The organism is Pelomonas caseinilytica (assembly GCF_021353235.1).
GTDB lineage: Bacteria > Pseudomonadota > Gammaproteobacteria > Burkholderiales > Burkholderiaceae_C > Pelomonas > Pelomonas caseinilytica.
In genome coordinates this window covers 1-23,933 of record NZ_JAJTWT010000014.1, presented here as the reverse complement: position 1 = coordinate 23,933, position 23,933 = coordinate 1, and the positions used below count along the sequence as shown (strand labels likewise).

Annotated in this window: 25 protein-coding genes; 10 read left to right on the top strand and 15 right to left on the bottom strand. The window is 70.3% G+C overall.

What is annotated here, in order from left to right; genetic code table 11:
• Positions 1–31: 31 nt before the first annotated feature.
• Positions 32–1,315 carry a YeaH/YhbH family protein gene (locus LXT12_RS23270; protein ID WP_233394692.1) on the top strand — a complete coding sequence of 428 codons (1,284 nt, stop codon included), beginning with the start codon at positions 32–34 and terminating at the stop codon, positions 1,313–1,315.
• 89 nt (positions 1,316–1,404) lie between these two features.
• Positions 1,405–2,913: a SpoVR family protein gene (locus LXT12_RS23265; protein ID WP_233394772.1), complete on the top strand. Its 1,509-nt coding sequence runs from the start codon at positions 1,405–1,407 to the stop codon at positions 2,911–2,913.
• Between the two features lie 15 nt (positions 2,914–2,928).
• On the opposite strand, the gene LXT12_RS23260 is transcribed toward LXT12_RS23265, so the two are convergent.
• From LXT12_RS23260 to LXT12_RS23245, 4 genes are all read right to left on the bottom strand, one after another.
• The gene (locus tag LXT12_RS23260; RefSeq protein ID WP_233394691.1) at positions 2,929–5,964 is read right to left on the bottom strand and encodes a ligand-binding sensor domain-containing diguanylate cyclase; all 3,036 of its coding nucleotides are present in this window, start codon (positions 5,962–5,964) and stop codon (positions 2,929–2,931) included.
• A gap of 195 nt (positions 5,965–6,159) precedes the next feature.
• Positions 6,160–6,867, bottom strand: a complete 708-nt coding sequence (locus LXT12_RS23255) for an ArsR/SmtB family transcription factor (protein ID WP_233394690.1) — start codon at positions 6,865–6,867, stop codon at positions 6,160–6,162.
• A complete protein-coding gene (locus tag LXT12_RS23250) occupies positions 6,864–7,187 on the bottom strand; it encodes an antibiotic biosynthesis monooxygenase family protein (protein ID WP_233394689.1) in 324 nt (107 codons plus the stop codon). Before LXT12_RS23250 ends, LXT12_RS23255 begins: the two co-directional genes overlap by 4 nt.
• Complete coding sequence (locus LXT12_RS23245) at positions 7,184–7,495, bottom strand: NIPSNAP family protein (protein ID WP_233394688.1); 312 nt, start codon at positions 7,493–7,495, stop codon at positions 7,184–7,186. The genes LXT12_RS23250 and LXT12_RS23245 overlap by 4 nt, the downstream gene beginning before the upstream one ends.
• Positions 7,496–7,722: 227 nt before the next feature.
• Here LXT12_RS23245 and LXT12_RS26980 point away from each other — a divergent pair, with 227 nt between their 5' ends.
• A complete protein-coding gene (locus tag LXT12_RS26980; RefSeq protein WP_304622784.1) occupies positions 7,723–9,378 on the top strand; it encodes a methyl-accepting chemotaxis protein in 1,656 nt (551 codons plus the stop codon).
• A gap of 27 nt (positions 9,379–9,405) precedes the next feature.
• Here the strand turns inward: LXT12_RS26980 and bla are convergent, their stop codons facing one another.
• Positions 9,406–10,263 carry a class A beta-lactamase gene (bla, locus tag LXT12_RS23230; protein WP_233394687.1) on the bottom strand — a complete coding sequence of 286 codons (858 nt, stop codon included), beginning with the start codon at positions 10,261–10,263 and terminating at the stop codon, positions 9,406–9,408.
• Positions 10,264–10,459: 196 nt separating this feature from the next.
• On the opposite strand from bla, the gene LXT12_RS23225 reads away from it, so the two are divergent.
• Positions 10,460–12,676, top strand: a complete 2,217-nt coding sequence (locus LXT12_RS23225) for a TonB-dependent receptor (protein ID WP_233394686.1) — start codon at positions 10,460–10,462, stop codon at positions 12,674–12,676.
• Positions 12,677–12,747: 71 nt separating this feature from the next.
• Here the strand turns inward: LXT12_RS23225 and LXT12_RS23220 are convergent, their stop codons facing one another.
• From LXT12_RS23220 to LXT12_RS23205, 4 genes are read right to left on the bottom strand one after another with little or no spacing between them, the layout of a single operon-like run.
• Positions 12,748–13,191 (bottom strand): TA system VapC family ribonuclease toxin, encoded by a 444-nt coding sequence (locus LXT12_RS23220; RefSeq protein ID WP_233394685.1) that lies wholly within the window; start codon positions 13,189–13,191, stop codon positions 12,748–12,750.
• Positions 13,181–13,423 (bottom strand): DUF6364 family protein, encoded by a 243-nt coding sequence (locus LXT12_RS23215; protein ID WP_233394684.1) that lies wholly within the window; start codon positions 13,421–13,423, stop codon positions 13,181–13,183. The genes LXT12_RS23220 and LXT12_RS23215 overlap by 11 nt, the downstream gene beginning before the upstream one ends.
• Positions 13,424–13,457: 34 nt before the next feature.
• A complete protein-coding gene (locus tag LXT12_RS23210) occupies positions 13,458–13,859 on the bottom strand; it encodes a VOC family protein (RefSeq protein ID WP_233394683.1) in 402 nt (133 codons plus the stop codon).
• A gap of 43 nt (positions 13,860–13,902) precedes the next feature.
• Positions 13,903–15,327: an FAD-binding oxidoreductase gene (locus LXT12_RS23205; protein ID WP_233394682.1), complete on the bottom strand. Its 1,425-nt coding sequence runs from the start codon at positions 15,325–15,327 to the stop codon at positions 13,903–13,905.
• Positions 15,328–15,413: 86 nt separating this feature from the next.
• Between LXT12_RS23205 and LXT12_RS23200 the strand changes: the two genes are divergently transcribed.
• Both LXT12_RS23200 and LXT12_RS23195 read left to right on the top strand, forming a co-directional pair.
• Positions 15,414–15,647, top strand: a complete 234-nt coding sequence (locus LXT12_RS23200) for a hypothetical protein (protein WP_233394681.1) — start codon at positions 15,414–15,416, stop codon at positions 15,645–15,647.
• 47 nt (positions 15,648–15,694) lie between these two features.
• Positions 15,695–16,279, top strand: a complete 585-nt coding sequence (locus LXT12_RS23195) for a cob(I)yrinic acid a,c-diamide adenosyltransferase (RefSeq protein ID WP_233394680.1) — start codon at positions 15,695–15,697, stop codon at positions 16,277–16,279.
• A 7-nt stretch (positions 16,280–16,286) separates the two neighbouring features.
• Here LXT12_RS23195 and LXT12_RS23190 read toward each other — a convergent pair whose 3' ends face one another.
• From LXT12_RS23190 to LXT12_RS23175, 4 genes are all read right to left on the bottom strand, one after another.
• Positions 16,287–16,589, bottom strand: coding sequence for a hypothetical protein (locus tag LXT12_RS23190; protein WP_233394679.1), 303 nt, complete (start codon positions 16,587–16,589; stop codon positions 16,287–16,289).
• Positions 16,586–16,972 (bottom strand): phage holin family protein, encoded by a 387-nt coding sequence (locus LXT12_RS23185; RefSeq protein ID WP_233394678.1) that lies wholly within the window; start codon positions 16,970–16,972, stop codon positions 16,586–16,588. The genes LXT12_RS23190 and LXT12_RS23185 overlap by 4 nt, the downstream gene beginning before the upstream one ends.
• A gap of 10 nt (positions 16,973–16,982) precedes the next feature.
• Positions 16,983–17,291 carry an ElaB/YgaM/YqjD family protein gene (locus tag LXT12_RS23180; RefSeq protein WP_233394677.1) on the bottom strand — a complete coding sequence of 103 codons (309 nt, stop codon included), beginning with the start codon at positions 17,289–17,291 and terminating at the stop codon, positions 16,983–16,985.
• A gap of 91 nt (positions 17,292–17,382) precedes the next feature.
• Positions 17,383–18,351 carry a helix-turn-helix transcriptional regulator gene (locus LXT12_RS23175; protein ID WP_233394676.1) on the bottom strand — a complete coding sequence of 323 codons (969 nt, stop codon included), beginning with the start codon at positions 18,349–18,351 and terminating at the stop codon, positions 17,383–17,385.
• Positions 18,352–18,457: 106 nt separating this feature from the next.
• Here LXT12_RS23175 and LXT12_RS23170 point away from each other — a divergent pair, with 106 nt between their 5' ends.
• Together LXT12_RS23170 and LXT12_RS23165 are read left to right on the top strand one after the other, a co-directional pair.
• The gene (locus tag LXT12_RS23170; protein ID WP_233394675.1) at positions 18,458–19,513 is read left to right on the top strand and encodes a hypothetical protein; all 1,056 of its coding nucleotides are present in this window, start codon (positions 18,458–18,460) and stop codon (positions 19,511–19,513) included.
• Between the two features lie 91 nt (positions 19,514–19,604).
• Complete coding sequence (locus LXT12_RS23165; RefSeq protein WP_233394674.1) at positions 19,605–20,378, top strand: PEP-CTERM sorting domain-containing protein; 774 nt, start codon at positions 19,605–19,607, stop codon at positions 20,376–20,378.
• Positions 20,379–20,488: 110 nt separating this feature from the next.
• Here LXT12_RS23165 and LXT12_RS23160 read toward each other — a convergent pair whose 3' ends face one another.
• Complete coding sequence (locus tag LXT12_RS23160) at positions 20,489–21,007, bottom strand: GNAT family N-acetyltransferase (RefSeq protein ID WP_233394673.1); 519 nt, start codon at positions 21,005–21,007, stop codon at positions 20,489–20,491.
• Between the two features lie 147 nt (positions 21,008–21,154).
• Positions 21,155–21,472, bottom strand: coding sequence for a nucleotide pyrophosphohydrolase (locus LXT12_RS23155; protein ID WP_233394672.1), 318 nt, complete (start codon positions 21,470–21,472; stop codon positions 21,155–21,157).
• A gap of 377 nt (positions 21,473–21,849) precedes the next feature.
• Here LXT12_RS23155 and LXT12_RS23150 point away from each other — a divergent pair, with 377 nt between their 5' ends.
• Both LXT12_RS23150 and LXT12_RS23145 read left to right on the top strand, forming a co-directional pair.
• Positions 21,850–23,052: an SGNH/GDSL hydrolase family protein gene (locus LXT12_RS23150; RefSeq protein WP_233394671.1), complete on the top strand. Its 1,203-nt coding sequence runs from the start codon at positions 21,850–21,852 to the stop codon at positions 23,050–23,052.
• 30 nt (positions 23,053–23,082) lie between these two features.
• On the top strand, positions 23,083–23,760 hold the full coding sequence (locus LXT12_RS23145; RefSeq protein WP_233394670.1) for an OmpW/AlkL family protein: 678 nt from the start codon (positions 23,083–23,085) through the stop codon (positions 23,758–23,760).
• Positions 23,761–23,933 lie beyond the last annotated feature (173 nt).

Here is a 23,933-nt window from a genome sequence, read left to right as displayed (position 1 = left end):
CAGTGGTTGCATTTCTTGAGCGACGCCATTCATGTCCCTCCAGCAAATCATCGATAGACGGCTGTCGGGCAAGAACAAGTCCATCGGCAACCGCGAGCGCTTCCTGCGCCGGCACAAGGAGCAGATCCGCGAGGCCGTGAAGCGCGCCGTGGACGGCCGCGGCATCCGCGACATGGAGCGCGGCGAGGACGTGCACATCCCCAAGAAGGACCTCAACGAGCCCGTCTTCGGCCATGGCGACGGCGGCATCCGCGAAGTCGTGCGGCCGGGCAACCAGGAGTACGTCAAGGGCGACCGCATCGCCAAGCCCAAGGGCGGGCAGGGCGGTGGCGGCAGCGGCGGTGGCCAGGCGAGCGACCAGGGCGAGGGCGAGGACGACTTCGTCTTCCACCTCACCAAGGAAGAGTTCATGCAGGTCTTCTTCGACGACCTGGCCCTGCCCAACCTCGCCCGCACGACGCTGGCCGACACGCCGGAGTGGAAAAGCCAGCGCGCCGGCTTCATGTCCGACGGCACGCCCACCAACCTGCACGTCGTGCGCTCCATGCGCGGCGCTTTGGGCCGTCGCATCGCCCTGGGCATGGACAAGCGCCGCGAGCTGCACGAGCTCGAGGCCCGCGAGCAGGAGCTGCTGAAGGAAGACCGCCCGGAAACGCCGCGGCTGCTGCTGGAGACCCGCGAGCGCATCCAGCACCTGCGCGAGCGTCTCGCGGCCATCCCCTTCCTCGATCCCATCGACCTGCGCTTCCGCGCCCGCGTGCGCATCCCGGTGCCGACGACGCGGGCCGTGATGTTCTGCCTGATGGACGTCTCCGGCTCCATGGACGAGGCGCGCAAGGACCTGGCCAAGCGCTTCTTCATCCTGCTCTACCTCTTCCTCACGCGGCACTACGAGAAGATCGACGTCGTCTTCATCCGCCACCACACCCAGGCGCAGGAGGTGGACGAGCAGAACTTCTTCCACGCCACCGAGACCGGCGGCACCGTCGTGTCCAGCGCCCTCGTCCTGATGGAGCAGATCATCAAGGAGCGTTACTCGCCGACCGAGTGGAACATCTACGGCGCCCAGGCCAGCGACGGCGACAACTGGCACCACGACAGCGGCCGCTGCCGCGAGCTGCTGGCCGACAAGATCCTGCCCCTGTGCCGCTACTTCGCCTACGTGCAGGTGGCCGAACCCGAGCAGAACCTCTGGGAGGAATACCAGAAGCTCGCCGACGACGTGCCCCACTTCGCCATGCGCAAGGCGGTGGAGGCCTCGCAGATCTACCCGGTCTTCCGCGAGCTGTTCAAGAAGGAGGGGGCCCCAGCATGAGCACACGCGAAGACCGCCGCCACCACGACCATCCCGCCACGCCGCCGGCGGGCACGCCCGACCGCCGCCAGCGCCTGCCGCTGCAGCGCATGAAGCCCCTGGCCCAGCGACCCAGCCAGCCCCTGCCCTCGCCCAATGACTGGACCTTCGAGCTGATCGAGGAATACCACGCCGTCATCCGGCAGACGGCCGAGCGCTTCGGCTTGGACACCTACGCCAACCAGCTCGAGGTCATCACCGCCGAGCAGATGATGGACGCCTACGCCAGCGTGGGCATGCCGGTGAACTACCGCCACTGGAGCTACGGCAAGGAATTCATCGCCACCGAGCGCAGCTACAAGCGCGGCCAGATGGGCCTGGCCTACGAGATCGTCATCAACTCCGACCCCTGCATCGCCTACCTGATGGAGGAGAACACCCTGGCCATGCAGGCCCTGGTGATCGCCCACGCCTGCTATGGGCACAACAGCTTCTTCAAGGGCAACTACCTGTTCCGCATGTGGACGGACGCGTCCTCCATCATCGACTACCTCGTCTACGCCAAGAACTACGTCGCCGACTGCGAGGAGCGTTATGGCCTGGACGCCGTCGAGGCCCTGCTCGACAGCTGCCATGCGCTGATGAACCACGGCGTGGACCGTTACCGCCGGCCCGCCAAGCTGTCGCTGGCCGAGGAGCGCGCGCGCCAGAAGGACCGCGAGCATCACGCGCAGATGCAGATCAACGACCTCTGGCGCACGCTGCCGCGCAAGCCCGACCGGCCCGACGAGGCCGCCGAGAGCCGCCGCTTCCCCGACGAGCCGCAGGAGAACCTGCTGTACTTCATCGAGAAGAACGCGCCGCTGCTGGAGCCCTGGCAGCGCGAGATCGTGCGCATCGTGCGCAAGATCGCCCAGTACTTCTACCCTCAGCGCCAGACCCAGGTGATGAACGAGGGCTGGGCCACCTTCTGGCACCACCGCCTGCTCAACCAGATGTACGACGACGGGTATCTCTCCGACGGCATGATGATCGAGTGGCTGAAGTCGCACACCAACGTCGTCTACCAGCACCCCGGCTCCAACCTCAACCCCTACGCGCTGGGCTTCGCGATGTACACCGACATCAAGCGCATCTGCGAGGCCCCGACCGCCGAGGACCGCGATTGGTTCCCCGACATCGCCGGCAGCGACTGGCTGCCCACGCTCGACCATGCGATGCGCAACTTCAAGGACGAGAGCTTCATCGGCCAGTACCTCTCGCCCAAGGTGATGCGCGATTTCCGCCTCTTCTCCATCCTCGACGACGAGACCAAGAGCGAGTACGAGATTTCGGCCATCCACGACGAAGGTGGCTACCGCCACCTGCGCCAGGCCCTGTCCCGCCAGTACGACCTCTCCACCCGCGAGCCCAACATCCAGGTCTGGAACGTCAACCTGCGCGGCGACCGCTCGCTCACGCTGCGCCACGTGCAGCACCTCAACCGCCCGCTGCACGACAGCGCCCAGGAGGTGCTCAAGCACGTGGGCCGGCTGTGGGGCTTCGCGGTCAACCTGGAAAGCGTCAACACGCGCGGCGACGTGACGCGGCGCTGGAACGTGCCGGCCCAGGTGGGCTGAAGCGGCCCGGCGGGCTCAGCCGGCCGGGATGAGGCTGGCCGGCGCCGTCGGCGGCTGCCACAGCCGCCACTGCCCGCGGCCCGCGTGCTTGGCTTCGTAGAGGGCGACGTCCGCCGCCTTGAGCAGGGCGTCGGCATCCTCGGCCGCCTGCGGGCAGCGCGCCACGCCGACGCTGGCCCCGGCCTGCACGACCTGGCCGCCCGGCAGGGACAGCGGCCGTCCCAGTTCCTCGACGATGCGGCTGCACACGGCGTCCAGCGCCTCCAGGCTGTCGCCCATCGGGCGCAGCAGCGCCACGAACTCGTCGCCGCCCAGCCGCGCGACGCGGTCGCCGGCGCGCACCACGTCGCGCAGCCGCTGGGCCGCCGCCACCAGCATGGCGTCGCCGGCGGCATGGCCGTATTCGTCGTTGATCTGCTTGAACCGGTCCAGGTCGATCAGCGCCAGCGCGAAGCCGCCGCCCCCGCGCCGGACCTCGGCGATACGGCCGCGCAGTTCCTCGTTGAACAGCCGCCGGTTGGCCAGGCCCGTCAAGCCGTCGAAATAGGCCATCTTCTCCAGCTGCGCCTGGCTCTCGCGAAGCTCCTCGGTGCGCTGCGCCACCAGGGCCTCCAGCCTGGCCTGGCGGCGCCGCAGCATCAGGCTGCGCAGCCGCTCCGCGCCGACGAGCAGCAACAGCAGCAGCAGGCCGCCCAGCGCCTGCACGCCGCGCCGCTGGTACCACAGCGCCTCCACCTGGACCGGGATGGCCAGCGGTGCCGACCAGGCGCCACGCTGCGGCGCGACGCGCAGCTCCAGCACATAGCGCCCCGGCGGCAGGTTGGTGTAGCTGGCCAGCTGGCGCTGCGCCGGCGTCTCCACCCAGTCGGCATCGAAACCGGCGAGGCGGTAGGCATAACGCAGCGTGTCAGCGTCGGTGAAGGCCAGGGAGGTGAACTCCACCATCAGGCTGCGCGACGCCGCCGGGATGACGGCGCCCCCCTCCTCCAGCAGCATGGCCGCCGGCACCGTGCGCCCGCCCAGGCGCGCCTCGGTGACCACCGGCCGCGGCGGCGGCAGGGCCTCGCGGACCCGCTCGGGATGGACGATGAGCAGGCCGCCCTGCCCGCCGAACAACAGCTCGCCATTGGGCAGGGCCGAACCGGCCCCGGTCCAGAACATCGTGATTCCGACGTTCTGCGCGGCCCGGAAGCTGCGCACCTCCAGCGTCGCCGGATCGATGCGCGCCAGGCCGTCGTCGGTGCTCGCCCAGAGCATGCCTTCGCCGTCGACGACCACGGCGTCGACGCCGTTGTGCGGCAGCCCTTCGGCGGTGGTGATGCGGCGAAAGGCCGGCGTGCCGTCCGGCCGCTGGCCGCTCGCCACCTGCAGGCCGCGCCCGAAGGTCCCCACCCACAGCCGGCCCTGGCGGTCGACGGCGAGGCCGGCCACCATGCCGCCCGGCAGCGCCGATGGGTCGCCCGGCTCCACCGGCAGCATGGCCACCTCGGACGCATCCTCGGCCAGCCGCGCCAGCCCTTCGTTCGTGCCCACCCACAGCACGCCGGCGGCCCAGGCCAGGGCCGTGACCTGCACGTGGCCCGGCACCTCCAGGTGGCGCAGCGCCCGCGGCGCGTCCGGACGCGACAGGTCCACCTCCCACACGCCGTCCTGCCCGCCCACCCAGAGCCTGTCCTGCCGCAGCACAAGCGCCCAGATCTCTGACGACGGCGGCATGCCGGGCAGGCGCACCCGGGCCAGGCGGCTGCCGTCGGAGCGGGCGCGGTACAGCCCGCCCTGGGTGCCGATCCAGACCTCGTCGCCACGCCCCTGGGCCAGGGCGATGACGCGGGCCTTGGGCAGGGCGGTGTCGGGACGGGCGGGGTCGGCCAGAAGCTCGGTGACCTTGTCGCGCTCACGGTCGAGGATCTGCGCGCCGTATTCGCCGGTGGCCATCCAGATGCGCCCGTCGCGCAGCCCCAGCACGGCCGGCACGTTGGCCGAGCGCACCGCGTGGCCGGGGCCGCCGTACAAGGCCTCGGTCAGGTCCTGGCGCGGGTCGTGGCGGGACAGCGCGAAGTTGGTGACCACCCAGATCAGGCCATTGCGCGCCCTCAGCATCGCGCCGACGCTGTCGTCCACCAGGCTGGACGCGCGGGCCGCCTCGTGACGCTCCCGCCGGGTCTGGCCGCTGGCGACGTCCAGCACCAGGACGCCATCGCCATAGGTGCCGATCCAGATCTCGCCCGGCCGGGCCTCGACGATCTCCCGCACCGTGTCGCTGGAGGCGTCGCTGCCGCCGCTCTCGCGCACGGGCCGGCCCACGGCGCCGCCGGCCTCGACCGCATAGACCCCGCTCAGCCGCGTGCCCACCCACAGCCGGCCCTGGCTGTCCTCGAGCAGCTTGGTGACCCGCGGTGCCGCGCCCTCGCGCGTCGGCAGCGAGATGGGGGTGAATTCCGCCTGGCCGGCGCCGCGCCGCCACAGGCCGCCGTCGCCCGCCAGCCAGAGCGCGCCATCGCGGCCCGCATGCACGGCCCGGACCGAACCCAGCCCGGCCGGCACGGCCTCGCCCTGCAGCCGGCCGCTGCGCACGTCCAGCCAGGCCAGGCCGCGATTGCCACCCACCCACAGGCTGCCAGGTGCGCGCTCGGCCAGGGTGCGGACCTCGTTGCCCACCAGCCCTTGCGGGTCGGCGATGCGCACGAAGGTCTCGGTGCGCGGTTCGTAGCGGGCCAGGCCGCCGACGTTGGTACCCACCCACAGCCGGCCGGCCGTGTCGACGTAAAGCGTCCGGATGAAGGAGTCCGGCAGGGCGTCGGGGCGCGCGGGGTCGACGGGATAGGACCGCCCGAGGAATCCGTCCCAGCGGACCAGGCCCGACTGCGTGCCGACCCAGATGAACCCGGCCGCATCCTCCGCCAGCGACATGCTGCCACCCACCAGGGTGGACACGGTGTTCTGGAAAGCCACGCCGCCGCCCGGCGCCGGTGCGGCGGCGGCAAGCCCCGCGACCAACCACCAGGCCGAGAAGAGGAGGCGAAACCAGCGGACGAAGGGGCGGACAGGCATGGCTCGGTGAAGGCGACCTTCAACTATCGGCCGCCAGCCCGCCGTCAGGGACACCAAAGCTCCCATCACCATGCAAGAACACACGTCTGGCGCAGGCTTGGCTGCCTGCGGGCCCATCTTCGGCCCGAGCGCCGCCGCCGTACACCCCAAGACCGCTGGCGAAGCGGCCCCGCCAGGGTCACCTCGAACGAGTCGTCAGCACAAGCCGCGCGAGACCAGCGCCAGCCGGCCCGGCGGCGTCAGCTGCAGTTCCCGGGACGCCTCGACGCGGCGCAGCCAGCCCTTGTCCACCATCGCCTCCAGCCAGGCCACCGCCAGCGGCCCGGCGAAATGGTCGCGGCGCTCGGACCAGTCCACGCAGTCGTAGAGCAGGCGGGCGCCACCGGCAGATCCGGCGGCAAATGCTGCCGGCAGCAGGTCCGCCAGTGCCTCCCGGCCCGCGTCGCCGAGCGCGTAGCGCCCCTCGGGCGACGCCACGACCCAGCCGCGGGCCAGCAGGGTCTCGCGCCAGCGCACGCCCAGCTCGCCCGCCAGGTGGCCGTAGCAGCTGCGCGCGTGCCGCAGGCCCTGCATGGCGGGCTGCCGCCAGCGGCGCAGGTCCGCGGCCGGTTCGGCGGCATCGCGGCTGTCGGCCAGGCGCAGCAAGGCTTCCAGCGCATGCGCCACGTCGCCGTCGGCCAGGCCGAAATAGCGATGCCGCCCCTGCGGCCTCACCCGGGCCAGGCCCTCGTCGACCAGCAGCTTCAGGTGGGCCGACATCGTCGCCGCGCCGACGCCGGCATGCGCCGCCAACTCCCCGGCCGTGTGCAGCCGGCCATCGAGCAGCCGCGCCAGCACCCGTGCGCGGGTCGGATCGGCGATGGCCGCCGCGACGCGGGCCAGGCGCGGCTCGGCCTGGGTCACCGGGGCACCTGCTCGCGGTCGTCGAGGCCGTAGTCGCGCACGACATGGGCCACGCGCAGCCGGTAGTCGGCGAACAGGCCGCCGCGACCGGCGGCCTGGGCCTGCCGGTGCCTCTCCACCTCGCGCCAGGCCCGCACCGCCGCCTCGTCGCGCCAGTAGGACAGCGACAGCAGCCGCTGCGGGTCGGACAGGCTCTGGAAGCGCTCGACCGACAGGAAGCCGTCCATGCCCTCCAGCAGCGGCCTCAATGCCGCGGCATGGTCGAGGTAGGCGGCACGTCCCTCGGCGGTGGGCTGGACTTCGAAGATGACGGCGATCATGGCTGCACATCCTCACAGAAAGTCCGCCATTCGCGCAGGATGAAGCGTTCCCGCTGCGCGAACTCGAAGTTGGCCCGCGCCTCGGGGTCGGCCTTCAGCCGGGCGCGGTAGGCCTCGTAGTCGGCCAGCGAATCGAAACCCACCAGGCCCCAGGCCTCGTGGCTCGTGCCCTCCCAGGGCAGCCAGTAGCCCAGCAGCCGGCCGCCCAGGCGGGGAATGATGCGGCCCCAGTTCGCGGCATAGGCCCGAAAGGCCTCGCGCTGCCGAGGGTCGGTCTCGTAGCGGATGAAACAGGTGATGCGGGGCATGGCGGTCCTCTCGTGTGCGGTGGAGGTCCAGTGTGGGTCGACGCCGCCACCCGACGCTTCGCCGCGCGGCGAAGCCTCGCCAAGGCCCTGCCCGGAACATGGATTGCCCCGCCGTCCCGTCCGGCGTCGGGACAATGTGTCGCCCGATTGTTCAGTTAGGTCTCGACTGCGCGGGCCGTCCTGGCCGGACGAGGCGGCCGCGCCACCAACCGCAAGGGGGAACGTCCATGAAGCTGTCCCAGAAACTGACCGGCGCCTTCGTGTCCCTGGTACTGCTGACCCTCATCGTCGGCGGCGTCGGCATCTACAACATGGCGCGCATCAACGCCAACACGGAGGAGATCGCCACCAGCTGGCTGCCCAGCGTCAAGGTGCTGGGCGACATGCGGGCCACGGCCAACCAGCTGCGCCGCGGTGAGGCCGACCACCTGATGTCGTCGACCGATGCCGAGCGCGGTGCCGCAGAGACACGCATCGCCAACGCCAAGGCATCGCTGGCCAAGCTCGAAGCCAGCTACCAGCCTCTCATCACCTCACCCCAGGAACGGGCCCTCTACGAGGACTACCGCAAGGCCGCCGACGCCTACCTGGCCGTGCAGGATCGGCTGCTGCGCTCGTCGCAGGCGGGCGAGGCACAGGCCACCGCGTCCCGCGCCCTGTTCCGCGGCGAATCGCGCCAGGCCTTCAACGGCGTGGTCGACCAGCTCGGCAAGCTGGTCGACCTCAACGACCGCGGCTCGGTGGGTGCCGCCTCGGCCGCCGCTTCGTCCTACGGCGCGAGCCGCTGGACGATGGTCGGCCTGCTGCTGGTGGCCATGGTGATGGCAGCGGCACTGACGTTGGCGCTCCTGCGCGACGTGCTCGGCACCCTCGGCGGCGAGCCGGCCGAAGCGCGCCGCCTGGCTCAGGCCGTGGCCCAGGGCCACCTGGACAGCGAGATCGTCGTCAGGAACGGCGACACCACCAGCCTGATGGCCGCCATCCACGCCATGCAGTCGGGGCTGGCCCAGGTCGTGGGCGTGGTGCGGGCCGGTGCGGAATCGGTCGCCTCAGCCAGCTCGCAGATCGCCCAGGGCAACCACGACCTCAGCCAGCGCACCGAGGAGCAGGCCAGCGCGCTGCAGCGGACGGCCGCCTCCATGGAGGAGCTGGGCTCGACGGTCCAGCAGAACGCCGACAACGCCCGCCAGGCCAATCAACTGGCGCAGAACGCCAGCCAGGTGGCCTCGGACGGCGGCAGCGTCGTCTCCCAGGTGGTGGACACGATGAAGGGCATCCACGAGTCCTCGCGGCGCATCGCCGACATCATCGGCGTCATCGACGGCATCGCCTTCCAGACCAACATCCTCGCCCTCAATGCCGCCGTCGAGGCCGCACGCGCAGGCGAACAGGGCCGCGGCTTCGCGGTGGTGGCGGGCGAAGTGCGCAACCTCGCCGGCCGCGCCGCCGAGGCGGCCAGGGAGATCAAGAGCCTCATCACCGCCAGTGTCGAGCGCGTGGAGCAGGGCACGGCCCTGGTGGACCGGGCCGGCAGCACGATGACCGAGGTGGTGGGCTCCATCCGCCGCGTCACCGACATCGTCGGCGAGATCAGCGCCGCCAGCACCGAGCAGAACTCCGGCGTGGCCCAGATCGGCCAGGCGGTCTCGCAGATGGACCAGACCACGCAGCAGAACGCCGCCCTCGTCGAAGAGATGGCGGCGGCGGCCACCAGCCTCAACCTGCAGGCCCAGCAGCTGGTGGAGGCAGTGGCGGTCTTCAAGCTGGCGCCGGGCCAGGCGGTGGCGACGGCCCGGCCGGCTGCGCCGTCGACCCCGCGCCGCCCGCCCGCCACCGGCATTTCGCCGCGCGAGGCCGACGCCCACGGCTGGGTCCACACCTGAGCGGGTCTGGCGCGCCGAAGCGCCGGCTCAGCCCCAGGCGGCCACCAGCAGGCGCATGGCGTCGGCCAGCGTGGCCGAGAGTTCGTCGGTGGAGGCCGTGGAGTCCGACTGCAGGGCGACGACCACCCAGGGCTGACGCCCGTCCGGCAGGAACACCAGGCCCACGTCGTTGACCGCGCCGCGACCGCCGGTCCCCGTCTTGGCGACGACGCGCCACCCGGCGGGCACACCGGCGCGCAGCCGCTTCAAGCCGGTGGGCGAGGCCTGCATGTCCGACCACAACCGCCCCTGCCCGGCGGTATCCAGCCCGGCGCCCAGCAGCAGATGCCGCAGCGACGCGGCGAAGGCGCGCGGCGTGGTGGTGTCCCGCGGGTCGCCGGGGGCGTTGTCGTTGAGCTCGGTCTCCCAGCGGTCCAGGCGGGTGACCCGGTCGCCTTGTGCGCGCAGCCACGCGGTCAGGCCCGCGGGGCCGTCGCAGCAGTGGCGCAGCAGGACGTTGGCGCAAGGGTTGTCGCTGAGCACGAGGATGGCCTGAACCAGCTGCGACAGCGTCGCCCGGCCCCGGGGGAGCAGGCGGTCGAAGGCGGGCGCGTGCGGCACCCGGTCGCCCGGTTGCAGGATGACTTCGTCCTCCCAGCGCCAACGCCCCGATTGCACGCCATGCGCCACGCGCGCGGCCAGCAGGCTCTTGAAGGTCGAGGCCATGGCGAAGCGCTCGTCGGCACGGTGCGCCAACGTGCGGCCACGGCCGGTGTCCAGGGCGAAGAAGCCCAGGCGTCCATCGACGCGGCGTTCCAGCGCCGCGAAATCCGGCGCGGCCTGCGCCGGCAAGGTGGTGACCGCGGGGAGGGCGGCCAGCCGGCCGATCAGCGTGCGACGTCTCATGGCGGCCGATTCTCGTGCGCCCTGAAGCACGCTGCTGGTGCGGGGGCACCGAACTGGCCCGTCGCCAAACTTACCAACCCGTCAGACTCGCGCAACAACCGGGGCCCTGACCGTCGCCGCGCCCCGCCGCGGCCGGGACAATCCCGCCGCCGGCCCTGCTGTTGGGGCCGTTTTCAATTTCTGGAGTCGTCGTTTGATGAACGCCCCGCGCCTCAGCCTCCTGGCCCTCGCCCTGAGCACCGCCCTGCCCGTCCTGGCCCAAGAAGCGCCCAAGGACCGCAGCCAGCTCGACACCGTCGTCATCACGGCCGAGCGCCGTGCCGAGAACATCCAGGACGTGCCCAACGCCGTCTCCAAGATCAGCGGCGAGAAGCTCGACGTGCTGGCCTCCGGCGGCCAGGACCTGCGCTTCCTGTCAGGCCGCGTGCCCAGCCTGAACATCGAATCGAGCTTCGGTCGCGCCTTCCCGCGCTTCTACCTGCGCGGCTACGGCAACACCGACTTCCGCCTCAACGCCTCGCAGCCGGTCAGCGTCATCGTCGACGACGTGGTCCAGGAGAACCCCATCCTCAAGGGCTTCCCCATCTTCGACACCGCCGCCGTCGAAGTGGTCGCCGGCCCGCAGGGCACCCTCTTCGGCCGCAACACGCCGGCCGGCGTCGTCAAGTTCGACTCCGTCAAGCCCAGCCACAAGCAGGACGGCTATGCGAGCCTCACGGTCGGCAACTACGGCACCGTCAACGTCGAAGGCGCGGCCAACCTGCCGTTGAGCGGCGACTGGGCCGCCCGCATCTCGGCCCAGAGCCAGCGCCGCAGCGACTGGGTCGACAACACCGCCGCGAACGCCGCCACGCCCAAGACCGAGGGCTACCGCGACAGCGCCGTGCGCGCCCAAGTGCTGTACGAGCCGCACCAGCAGTTCAGCGCCCTGGCCAACGTGCACTTCCGCGACCTGAACGGCAGCCCGCGCCTCTTCCGCGCCAACGCCATCAAGCGCGGCACCAACGACCTGGCCGACGGCTTCAGCACCGACACCGTCGCCTTCAACGGCGTCAACGAGCAGACCCTCAAGCAGACCGGCGGCAGCCTGCGCCTGAAGTGGTCCCTGCCCGGCGTGAACGTCTACTCCATCACCGGCTACGAGCACGTCAAGCCCCTGTCGCGCGGCGACATCGACGGCGGCGTCGCCGGTGCGCCCGGCATCCCCTTCCAGTCCGAGACCGGCAGCGGCATGAACGGCCACCGCCAGCTCACGCAGGAGGTGCGCCTGGAGTCCAACACCGCCGGGCCGCTCAGCTGGCAGGCCGGCGTGTACGCCTTCGACGAGAAGTACACGATCGACAACATCAGCTACGACACGACCACCCACGTCGACGTCGACCACATCTACACCGCGCAGACCAACAAGGCCTGGGCCGCCTTCGGTTCGCTGAACTACGCCGTCAGCCCCAACCTCAAGCTGCGCGCCGGCCTGCGCTACACCAAGGACAAGAAGGACCTGTCCACCACCCACGCCGGCAGCGGCGGGTTCAACACCTCCACCGGCACCACCGCCCACACCGACGACGGCAAGTGGAGCGGCGACCTGTCGGCCACCTACAAGCTCGACGCGACGACCAACCTCTACGCCCGCTACGCCAACGGCTTCCGCGCCTCGTCCATGCAGAACGCCTCGGCCTTCGCCGGCCAGTCGCAGGCCGGCCCCGAGAACGTCAACTCCTACGAGGTCGGCTTCAAGAGCGAGCTGCTCAAGCGCACGCTGCGCCTGTCGGGCTCGCTGTTCACCTACACCGTCAAGGACCTGCAGCTCACGGCCGTGGGCGGCAGCAGCAACGCCACCCGCCTGCTCAACGCCAAGAAGGCCACCGGCAACGGCGCCGAGCTCAACCTCGAGGCCCTGATCACGCCCGACTTCCTGGTCACCTTCGGCGGCTCGCTGAACAACACCAAGATCAAGGACGCGGCCCTGGGCGTGCCCCCGGGCGGTTCGCTCAACACGGCGCCGTTCGGACAGCCCAAGGTCTACCCGACGGTGCTGGACCCGATCGTCAACGGCAACGCCATGGTCGACGGCAACGCCCTGCCCAACGCGCCCAAGTGGACGGCCAACCTGACCGCCCGCTACAGCATCCCACTGGCCAGCGGCGACGAGGTCTACGTCTACACCGACTGGGCCTACCGCTCCAAGGTCAACTTCTTCCTGTACGAGGCCACCGAGTTCACCGGCAAGGCCGTGACCGAAGGCGGCCTGCGCGTGGGCTACATCTGGGGCAACGGCAAGTACGAGGCCGCCGGCTTCGTGCGCAACCTGACCAACCAGATCCGCGTGACCGGCGCCATCGACTTCAACAACCTCACGGGCTTCATCAACGAGCCGCGCACCTACGGCGTGCAGCTCAAGGCGATGTTCTGAGGCCCTCGCTCCCGGCTCGCAAACGCCGCCTTCGGGCGGCGTTTTTCATGGTGCGCCGCAGAACGGGGTGTTCAGCGCGGCCCCGCCTCCAGCAACGTGAACCGCCCTCGCGGGAGGAGCTTGCGGAAATCCCGGTCGAAGCTGACGAGATGTTCCCCTGCCTGTTCCACCGCCGCCGCCAGCCAGGCGTCGGGCACGTCGTTGCCGCTGAGCGCCTTGGCCGTGCACAGGGCCGTCAGCCGCGGCCACTCCGGGCCGAGGGTGCCCAGCTGCACGCCAGGCAGGGCCAGCAGGGCGTCCACGAACGCCACGGCCTCGGCCATCGGCGTGGGTGTCACGAAGATCTTCGGGCTGGTCACCAGGCGGAGCAGGCTTGCCAGCACCATCGGCATCACCGTGAAGACCGCACCCGACTGCGCACCGTCCAGAGCGCCTTCCAGCCAGTCCCGCGCGATGCGGTGATGGGGGTGGTCCGCACGGAAGGCGGCCACCAGCACGTTGACGTCAGGCGTCATCGCCCAAGGCTTCCAGCAGCGCCTTGTTGCTCTTGGGGTCCACACCCTCCACCAGACCCGTGTGGCCGTCGAAGACGGGCAGGCGGCCCCGCCGCGCCGGCTTGGCCGGCTGGGCGCGCAGGCGCCATTGAAGGCCTTCCTCAATGAGCCGCGTCAGGCTGGTGCGCTGCTGCGCGGCCAGGGCCTTGGCGTCGGCCAGCAGCTGGTCGTTGAGGTCGAGCGTGGTCTTCATGGGAGAAATGGTACAGAAATCTGTACCGGGAATCTCATCCCGCCTTGGGCAGCCGGTACACCGCGCAGAGCTTGTTGCCGTCGGGGTCGCGCACATAGGCCAGGTGCATGGGGCCGAGGGCGCCGTCGCGCAGGCCCGGCGGCTCTTCGATGGACTGGCCACCGTGGGCCACGGCCACGTCGTGGAAGGCCTTGACCTGTTCGGCCGACTCGCACTTGAAGCCGATGGTGCCGCCGTTGGCATGGCAGGCCGCCTCGCCGTTGATGGGCTGGGTCACGCCGAAGCTGTTGCCCGCATGGCGGTAGAACACGCGCTGGTGGCCCGTCGGCGCCGGGCTGCGGAAGCCTTCTGCGGCGCCGAGCACGCCGAGCACCGCGTCGTAGAAGCGCTTGCTGCGCTCGATGTCGTTGCTGCCGACCATGATGTGGTTGAACATGGGTGTCGTCTCCTCGTGAGCAGTGGAAAGCGCCGGATTGTGGTCAATCGCCGGGGCCTGGGCCGGTGAAGATTTTTCCGGGGTTGAGGATGCCGAGCGGGTCCATCGCCGCCTTCAGCGCCCGCATCACGGCCACCGCCTCGTCGCCGGCCTCGTCGCGCAGGAAGCCCTGCTTGTGCAGCCCGATGCCGTGCTCGCCGGTGCAGGTGCCTTCCAGGCGAATCGCCCGCGCCACCATCTGCGCGCTCAGCCGCTCGGCGGTGGCCAGTTCATCGGGCCGCGCCGGGTCGAGCAGGTAGGCCATGTGGAAGTTGCCGTCGCCCACGTGGCCGACGACGAAATAGGGCAGGCCGGCGGCCTCCACCTCGTCGATGGAGGCGTTGATGTTCTCGGCCAGGCGCGAGATGGGCACGCAGGTGTCCGTCGTCACCGCGCGGCAGCCGGGGCGCATCTGCAGGCCCGACAGGTAGGCATGGTGGCGCGCCGTCCACAGCCGCGTGCGGGCCTCGGGCGTGGTGGCCCATTCGAAGGCCTCGCCGCCATGCTCGTCCGCCACGGCCTGCACGGTGGCGGCGGCCTGCTCGGCCACCCCGGCCTCGCTGCCGTGGAATTCCATCAGCAGCATGGGCGCTTCCTTGAGCCCCAGCTTGTCGTGCGCATTGACGGCCTTGATGGCGTTGGCGTCCAGCAGCTCGCAACGGGCGATGGGCACCCCGAGCTGGATGACCTGCATGGCGGTGCGCACGGCAGCATCGATGCCCGGGAAGAAGCAGACCGCCGCCGACACCGCCTCGGGCAGGGGATGGACCTTGACGGTCAGCTCGGTGATGACGCCCAGCGTGCCTTCGCTGCCCACCAGCAGGCGCGTCAGGTCGTAGCCGGCGCTGCTCTTCTTCGCCCGCGAGCCGGTGCGCACGACCTCGCCGTTCGCGTTCACGAAGCGCAGGCCCAGCACGTTCTCGCGCATGGTGCCGTAGCGCACGGCGTTCGTGCCGCTGGCCCGCGTGGCCGCCATGCCGCCCAGGCTCGCATCCGCGCCGGGGTCGATGGGGAAGAACAGGCCCTCGTGCCTGAGCGCCTCGTTGAGCTGCTTGCGCGTGACGCCGGGCTGAACGGTCGCCGTCAGGTCCTCGGCGTCGATGCGCAGGATGCGGGCCATGCGCGAGACGTCGAGGCTGACGCCGCCACGCACGGCCAGCAGGTGCCCCTCCAGCGAGGAACCCGCGCCATAGGGGATGACAGGCACGCGATGGGCGGCGCACAGCGAGACGACGCGCGCGACCTCGGCCTCGCTTTCGGCGAACACCACCGCCTGCGGCGGCGGCACGTCGAAGACGGATTCGTCGCGGCCATGCTGTTCGCGAACGGCCTGGGCCGTGGAGCAGCGCTCGGCAAAACCGGCTCGCAGCTCGTCGAGGAAGGCGGCCGGCAGGGCCGGCGCGGGGACGAAGGATGAGGGCGCGTTCACGGACAGCTCCACGGGCGACGCGGGATTGTCTTGCAGTGCCCCGGCCGAAGTGACAGCATCACCCTTTGCTGACCCGGGAGACCTGCATGGACCCCACCTTGAGCTGGCTGCTGCTGATCGCCGTCGCCGTCCTCATCCTCGCCGGAGCGGTGCGTTTCGACTGGCTGGCCCTGCGATGGCGCGAGCTGCTGCGCCGGGCCTCGCCGCCCGATGACGGCATGCCGCCGCCACCGCGCGGGTCGGCGGGTACCGGTTTCAAGCCGCACGACGCGCCGCCGCCCCATCGTCCGGCCTTCCACCGCAGCGGACGCCGCCACTGAGCGCAACTGCGCACAATGGCGGCTTTGCATCCGAGCAGACCGCCATCATGGGCAACCGCCTTTCCCAGATCGCCACCCGCACCGGCGACGACGGCACCACCGGCCTCTCCGACGGCAGCCGCGTCCCCAAGGACCACCTGCGCGTGCAGGCCATGGGCGACGTCGACGAACTGAACTCCCACCTCGGCCTGCTGCTGGCCGAGCCCCTGCCAGAGGACGTCCGCGAGCTGGTCATCGTCATCCAGCACGAACTCTTCAACCTCGGCGGCGAGCTCTCCTGGCCCGGCGGCGAGTTGCTGAAGGAAGCGGCCGTACTGCGCCTGGACGAGGCGCTGGAGCACCACAACGCCGCCCTGCCGAGGCTCAAGGAATTCATCCTGCCGGCCGGCACGCGCAGCGCGGCCATCGCCCACGTCTGCCGCACCATCGCCCGGCGGGCCGAGCGCGCCGTCGTCACCCTGGCCGCCCACGAGACGGTGCGCGCCGCGCCGCGCCAGTACCTCAACCGCCTGTCTGACCTGCTCTTCGTGCTGGCCCGCGTGCTCAACCGCGCCAACCTCGACGGCCTGGGCGGCGACGACGTCTACTGGCAGAGTGAGCGCATGAAGCGCCTGGACGCCGCCGGCGCCTGAGGCGGCTTCAGCGCCGCCGGCCCCAGGTCTGCCAGGCGAACCAGGCCCAGCGCAGCCCGCGCCAAAGCAAGCCGCGGCGCCGGGGGCCCGCCCCCGCGAAGAAGGCCGCGCCGCCGCCGAGGGCGGCCAGCACGGCCGGATGCGAGAGCCACTCGCGCAGCGTCAACACGCGGCGGGCCAGGCCGTCGGCCCGGTCGCCGAGGTCGTCAACTGCCAGCACGGCCTGGCCCCTCAGAACGGCAGAGGCCAGCAGCAGGTTGGCCTTGCGCTCGGCACGCTGGCCGGGGTCGGCCGGGATGCGCGGCATCATGGGCCGGCCCGCCGCCTCAGCGCGTCGGCGTCATCGCGCAGCTCCGCGATGCTGGACTGGAAGAGGGTGGCCGGCTGGGCGATCAAGGCCTTCACCTTGAGCACCGCCACGATCGCCGCCGCGACGAGGACGACGGTACCGCCGCCCAGGGCCAGCAGCCGGTAGCTGTCCCATAACGCCACGGTCACCAGCACCAACACCATCAGCAGCCCGAAGCCGGCGAGCAGGGCGGCCAGAACCGCCCACAACAGCAGGCTGGCGATGCGCTCCTTCTCCTCCTGGGCCTCGATGGCCAGCAGCTCGAGCCGGATGCGGCCGAGCGTCAGCAGCGACGTGCCCAGGCGCCGCAGCGGCGCGGAGACGGGTTCCTTGGTGTCGCTCAAGATCGGCGGCTCAGCGGCGGCCGATCAGGACGCCTAAGGCAAGGCCGATGGCGGCGGCGGCGCCGATGGCCTGCCAGGGCTTGGCGTGCACGTAGTCGTCCGTGGCGGCGGCGGCGTCCTTGGCGCGCTGCACGGCCTCGTGCTGAGCGTCGGCGATCTTCTCCTTGGCGCCGGCGAGACGATCCTGGATGCGCGCCCGCAAAGCCTTGACTTCGCCGTCGGCCTTCTGCGTCGTGGCGGTCATCAGCGCGTCGATGTCGTCCATCACGGCGCGGAAGTCGGCGGCCAGCTTTTCCTTGGCCAGGGTGGTGTCACTCATTGCCAGCTCCTCGGTGGGAATCAACACGGCCCGAGCCTAACGCCATCGGCGGCGCTTCGAAATGACCCAACTCAAATGACGCGTCCTTGTCCTACAAGGCCTGGACCGCCTGGCGCAGCCGCCGGGCGTAGGCCTCGCGCAGCGCCGGCGGCGCGACGACCTCCACCTGGCCGGCGTGGCGCAGCAGGTCCATCAGCAGCTCGGTGTCGTCCACGTAGGGCAGGTGCAGGCGCCAGCGGCCGTCGGGCAGGAACTCGCTGCGCTGGGCCGGATGCCACTCCTCCCGCGACACCCAGGCCGCCGACTCCGCACTGAAGACGAGTTCAGCCTGCTGTGGCCTGCCGCCAGCGAAGATGCCATAGCCCTGGTCCAGCTCGGCTTCCAGCTCGGCCAGGGGCACGGCCTTGGCCTCGGCGTCCAGCAGCGTCGCGGCCTCGATGCCGTCCAGCGCAAAGCGGCGGTAGGCGTCGCTGGCATGGCACCAGGCGTCCAGGTACCAGGCATGGCGGTGGTGAACGAGGCGCTGCGGCGAGACCTCGCGCTCGCTGGCGGCGCCGTCGCGCTTCTTGCGGTAGCGGATGGCCAGGCGCCGGCGTTTGACGACCGCACTGCCCACGGTCTCGAAGCTGTCGCTGGCCACGCGGCGGCGCGCCGTGCCGATGAGCCTGACGCGGCGGCGCAGTTCGTCCGCCTCGGCGGCGTCCACGCCCAGCATGCCGGTGATCTTGTCGAACATGGGCTGCAGGTGGCGGCCGACGACGCCCTGCTCGTCCAGGCCCGCCAGCATCTGCTGCATGGTCAGCAGGGCATGCAGCTCCGCCTCGTTGAACCACACGCCCGGCAGTTCGTGCTTGCCGCCGCGCCACTGCTGGCCGAAGCGGTAGCCGTTGGCGCCGGCGTCGTACTCGATGGGCGCGTCCAGCCGTTCGCGCAGGTAGGCCAGGTCGCGCTTGAGCGTGGCGGGCGACACCTCCAGCGCCTCGATCAGCTCGGCGAAGGACACGCAGCCGCGCGAACGGATCAGGTGCTCGATCTTGTAGAAGCGTTCGGTGCGGTCCATGGTTCAGCTGAAAATATTCACAGTGGTTTAGCGGGTGGATCATCTCATGAGCTACCGCGCTCGCAGACTGTGTCGCGTGCCTCTCCTCTTCTCACGGAGCCCGACCATGCAAGCCGTCTTCCACGCCCACGACGCCACCGCCCAAGCCGCCCGCCCCGCCTTCGTCCAGTTCGACCTCGACATGGACCAAGCCCCCGCCGGCCTCAGCGCCCATGAACGCGTCGGCCTCGCGCTGGGCCGCGACTACGCCCTGCACGGCCTGACGCCGCCCATCGCCCACCTCTACCCGCAGTCGCCGCTGCAGCGCGGCTGGCAGGCCGCCCGTGGCCGGGCCGTGCGCACGCCGGCCAGCTCCCAGGTCGAGCGCTGGCTGGCCCTGCGTACCTATGCCTGGGCGCGTGGCCGCAGCTTCGAGGACATCCAGCTCACGCCCCACCATCTCGCCCAGCTCGACACCGACCACTGCCCCGTCACCCGCGAACTGCTCGACGACGACAGCCGCAGCATCGACCGCGTCCGCGACGATGCCGGCTACGCGGCCGGCAACCTGGCCGTCATGAGCCGCCGCGCCAACCGCGCCAAGGGCAGTCGCGGCTACCAGGCCCTGGCCGACATGGCCGCCAGCTGCGCGGCCGGTCCCATCACCCGCATCGGCGGCCTGGCCGAGGCCGACTGGGAGCGCCTGGCCGTCCTGACCAGCTTCGTGACGCCGCTCAGCCATGAGGAGGCCGCCCGCATCCCGCTGCGCGTGCTGCCGCCCAACCGCCTGCGCCTCTTCAACCCCGTTCAGGCCCTCCAGGCCCTCGTCACCCGCCAGCTCGCCACGCCGGGCTGGAGCGCCCGCCTCGCCCGCCTCGAGGCCCTGCTGCCCACCGACGCCCTGCGCACCGACTTCAACCGCTTCCTGCTGGCCCTGGCCCCGCGCGTGCTGGGCGCGGCTGAACTGCAGCAGCCACACCAGATCCGCTGGGCCCTGGAAGACGCCTGGGCGCAGCCCCTGGTCCAGAAGCGCTGGACGCGCTTCGCCCTGCAGCTGACGCCCGAACAGGCCGAGAACCTCGTCGAGCGCGCCGCCGCCAGGAAGCTCAGCCCCGTGCACATCCAGCGCCACGACGACGCGACCGACGGCTGGGCCCTGGCCACCGGCGGCTACGCCGCCTGACCCCGCAGTCGAGGGGAGGGTCGGCCGGAACCTGTCATGTGGCCTTCACCGCCGGGCTGGACAGTGCGCCGGTCTGTTTCCGGAGCCCACCATGAACAAATCCCTCGCCCTGCTCGCCAGCGCCGCCGTCGCGGCCCTGGCCTCCCACACCGCCACCGCCGCCGGCCTCACCACCGGCGACCTCGTCTTCAGCGCCTTCAACGCCGACGAGGACGGCTGGGCGATGGTCGCCTTCGCCGACATCGCACCCAACACCACCGTCTACTTCACCGACAACGAGTGGAACGGCAGCACCGGCTTCAACACCGGCGAGAGCTATCACCGCTGGGTCAGCGGTGCAGACACGGTCGCCGCCGGCACGGTGATCCGCTTCAGCAAGATCGACACCACCAGCCTGTCGTCCTCGGTCGGCACGCTCTCGCGCCAGGCCGTCAGCGGCAGCACCAACTACGGCCTCGCCGCCAGCAATGAGACGCTGTACGCCTACCTCGGCAGCGCCACCGCACCGACGACCTTCCTGAGCGCCATCACCAACGGCAGCTTCGCAGTCGATGGCAGCATCGCCGGCACCGGCCTGACGGAAGGCCTGAACGCCATCCGCCTGAACAAGAACACGACCAGCGCGACGCCGGATTTCGGCCAGTACGACGGCGCCCGCAGCGGCCAGCCGAACTTCGCGGCCTACAAGGCCCTGGTCGGCGACGTGGCGAACTGGACCGTGGACACCACCAACGGCAACTACGCTGCCACGGTGCCCAATACGACGGCCTTCACGGTCACCGCGGTGCCCGAGCCGCAGACCTATGCGCTGATGCTGTCCGGCCTGCTGGCCATCGGCTTCGTCGCGCGCCGCCGCAAGGGCTGAAGCCCCTCGTTCAAGGAGTACCTTGGCGCCACGGCTGGTACCGCAGCCGTCGCTCAATCGGACCCAAAGCAAAGCGCCCCTCGGGGCGCTTCTTTCATGGCCGCTTCAGTTCAGACCAGCGAGCGATGCAGGCGGATCTCCTCGACGCGGGCACCGCCCACTTCCGAGGTCCGCGCACTGCCGAGTTCGCGCTTGAAGCCGGCCAGCTCGAAGAAGCGCAGCGCCCGCTCATTGCGCAGGTAGCACCACAGCGTGGCCTTGGTGCAGCCTTCCTCCTGGAGACCATCGCGCGCGGCATCCCACAGGGCCAGGCCGACGCCTTTGTCCCAGTGCACGGGGTCGGCGAACATCGCCCAGACCTCGCCGGTCGTGGCCGGCGTGCCCTTGTCGCGCGAACGGTCGAAACCGACGAAGCCCATGATCTTGTTGTCGAGATGGGCCACCAGGACCTGCGGCTCGCACAGGTCGATGGCTTCGCGCCAGAAGGCCTGGCGCTTCTGCACCGACATCGCATCCAGCGCCGCGGCGGGCAGCAGGGCCTTGTAGGCATCCTGGCTGGCGGCGACGTGGATCTCGGCGATGGCCTTGGCATCGCGCAGGGTGGCGGGGCGAACCTGGATCACGGACATGGAACTCTTGGAGCTTTGGCAGGGGACGAAAGCGCGCGATTGTCATTGCCCAAGTCCGTCAGACGGCCACTTGACAGAACTTTTTTCTGGCAGGTCCTGCGCTCGACGGGACCGCCATGTTGCGGGCCGATGGCTGCGGCAACCCCCTCAAGACCTCTTCAGTGGTGGGTGCTTGACGGCGTTCATCGCCAGCTTGCGCTCGACTGCAGCGTCGAGGTCCACGCCGCCGTGATCGGCGATCTGCACCAGGTAGAGCAGCACGTCGGACAGTTCCTCTCCGAGATGGCGGCGTTGGTCGTCGCTGAGGTTCAGCGACTGCTCGGGCGTCAGCCACTGGAAGATCTCCAGCAGCTCGGCCGCCTCCACCGTCATCGCCATGGCGAGGTTCTTGGGCGTCTGGTAGGGCTGCCAGTCGCGCTCCTCGGCGAAGCGGCGCAGGCGTTGCTGCAGGGCGGAGATGTCCATGGAAGTAGCGGGCTATGTATTCAAGACAGTATTCAAGATTTGAAGGTAGTCGTCGTAGTAGTGCCCGCCGCGCGCTGTGGACAAACCCCAAAAGTCCTTGCGTGCCAAGCGCTTGGCCGCGGCAAAAGCCTGTGTGCCGACCCCCGGACGACTTGGCCGCCGATTGGGAACAACTCGGCCGGATGCCGCCCGCCTGTGGATATCCGCCCGGTTGTCCCAGCGCCATCCACAGACTTGCCCCGCGTCGCCGAAGCCTTCGGCTGTCTTTCTTTACGCGATCCAAGGGGAAAAACGAACGACCGTACGAAATTGCTGCGGCTAGAGTTGCGCTCCCCAATTTGCAAGCGCCGCGCCCGCGGTGTCGCCTAGGAGACAACATGAAACCCTTACTCACCCGGATCGCCGCCGCGTCGGTGGCACTCCTCGGCGGCCTGCTGGTGGCCGGCTGCGGCGGCGGCGGCGCCTCGGCGGACACGACCCCGGCCGTCAAGATCAGCTCCGTCAAGGTCTTCGGCGACAGCATCCAGGACAGTGGCACCTTCGGTTTCAAGTTCACCGTCCAGAGTTCCGACAACCTGATCTACGCCGAGCGCGTCGCGGCCAACTACGGCCAGACGCTGTGCTCCTACTACGCTGCGACCAGCGAGACCACGTTCGTCAACAGCCCCAAGGCCGGATGCACGAGCTATGCGATCGGGGGGGGCCGCATCACGCATCCCAAGGTACTGCCGACCAACCCGCTCAACGTGGGCGTGCAGATGGCCGCCTATGCGGCGACGGGCAGCTACACGGCCAGCGACCTCGTCATCATCGACGGCGGCGGCAACGACTCGGCCGACCTGGTGGGGGCCTACCTCAGCATCCCCAAGGACCAGGCCGCCAGCTACTCGGCCCTGCTCGGCACGCTGCTGACGCCCACCCAGATCGGCACGGCGCTGCAGGGCGGCGCTGCCACCACGGCCCAGATTGGCGCGACCTACATGACGGCCCTGGCCGACAAGTTCTACGGCCAGATCAAGACCAACGTCCTCGACAAGGGCGCGACCCACGTGGTCGTCATGAACATCCCCGACATCACCTTCACGCCGCGCTTCCAGATGGTGCTGGACGGCGTCCAGGCCGCGACGGTGGCTGGAGCCAAAGCCAAGGGGGCATCGGATGCGGACGCCGCTGCCGCCGGTGCCAAGGCACGAAGCGATTCGCAGGCCCTGTTCCAGGGCTGGATGACGGCCTACAACACCGAACTGGCCGCCAAGCTGGCCGGCAACGACGGCGTCATCGTCATCGACTTCTTCAAGGCCTTCCAGGACCAGGTCGCCACGCCGGCCCAGTTCGGGCTGACCAACATCAAGACGCCGGCCTGCCCGATCAAGGGCGTGGGCAGCGACGGGCTGCCGACCTACGACTTCCCGACCTGCACGGCCGCGGCCCTGTCCGCCGCGCCGCCCGCAGGCGCCACGGGCGGCGCCGACTGGTGGAAGAGCTATGGCTTCTCCGACGGCTTCCATCCGACGCCCTACGGCCATCAGCTGACGCAGCAACTGATCGGCAAGTCCCTGGCCACCAAGGGCTGGCTCTAAGCCGCGGCCTCACCCATTCGGAGACCTCCCATGAAAAGCAAATTCCTCCTCGGTGTCGCATCCGGCCTGGCCGTCCTCCTCGCCAGCGGCAGTGCCTTCGCGCAGTCGGCCGGCAGCATCGTCGTCTACGGCGGCGCGGCCCAGATCACGCCCCAGGTCGACAGCGGCGACCTCACCGCGCCCAGCCTGGCCGGCACCAAGGTCGATGTGAAGAAGGCCACCTCCTTCGTCGGCGGCATCACCTACTACTGGTCTGACAACATCAGCATCGACCTGCCCATCGCCGCGCCCTTCAAGCACGACATCGTCGGCGCGGGCGCCATCGATGGCGTGGGCAAGCTGGGCACCGTCAAGTCGCTGCCCATGACCCTGCTGGCCCAGTACCGCTTCGGCGAGGCGAACAGCGTGCTGCGCCCCTTCATCGGCGCCGGCCCGACCTATGGCTACTTCTACAAGCCGCGTGCCACGGCCGTGCTCTCGGGCATCACCGGCGGCACGGTGAACAACCCCACGACGCTGAAGATGAAGAGCCGACTGGGTGCCACCGTGGAGCTGGGGGCCGCCTACAACATCACCCACGACTGGTCGGCCAGCCTGTCGGTCACCAAGACCTTCATCAAGACGACCGGCACCCTGTCCACGGGCCAGACCATCGAGACGACGCTGGACCCGGTGTCCATCAAGTTCGGCATCGGCTACCGGTTCTGACCGCGGCTTCGGCCGTCATGCCCGAAGGGAGCCCGCGCGGCTCCCTTCTTCGTTGTGCGCCCAGCATGGGCGCACCCCTACGGGTGCAAGTCCCGTCGTAAGTTGATCACGACGAACGAAGCGAAGCGCAACTGCATGAGGGAGACCGAGTGTGGGAAGGAAGCGTGGAGCGT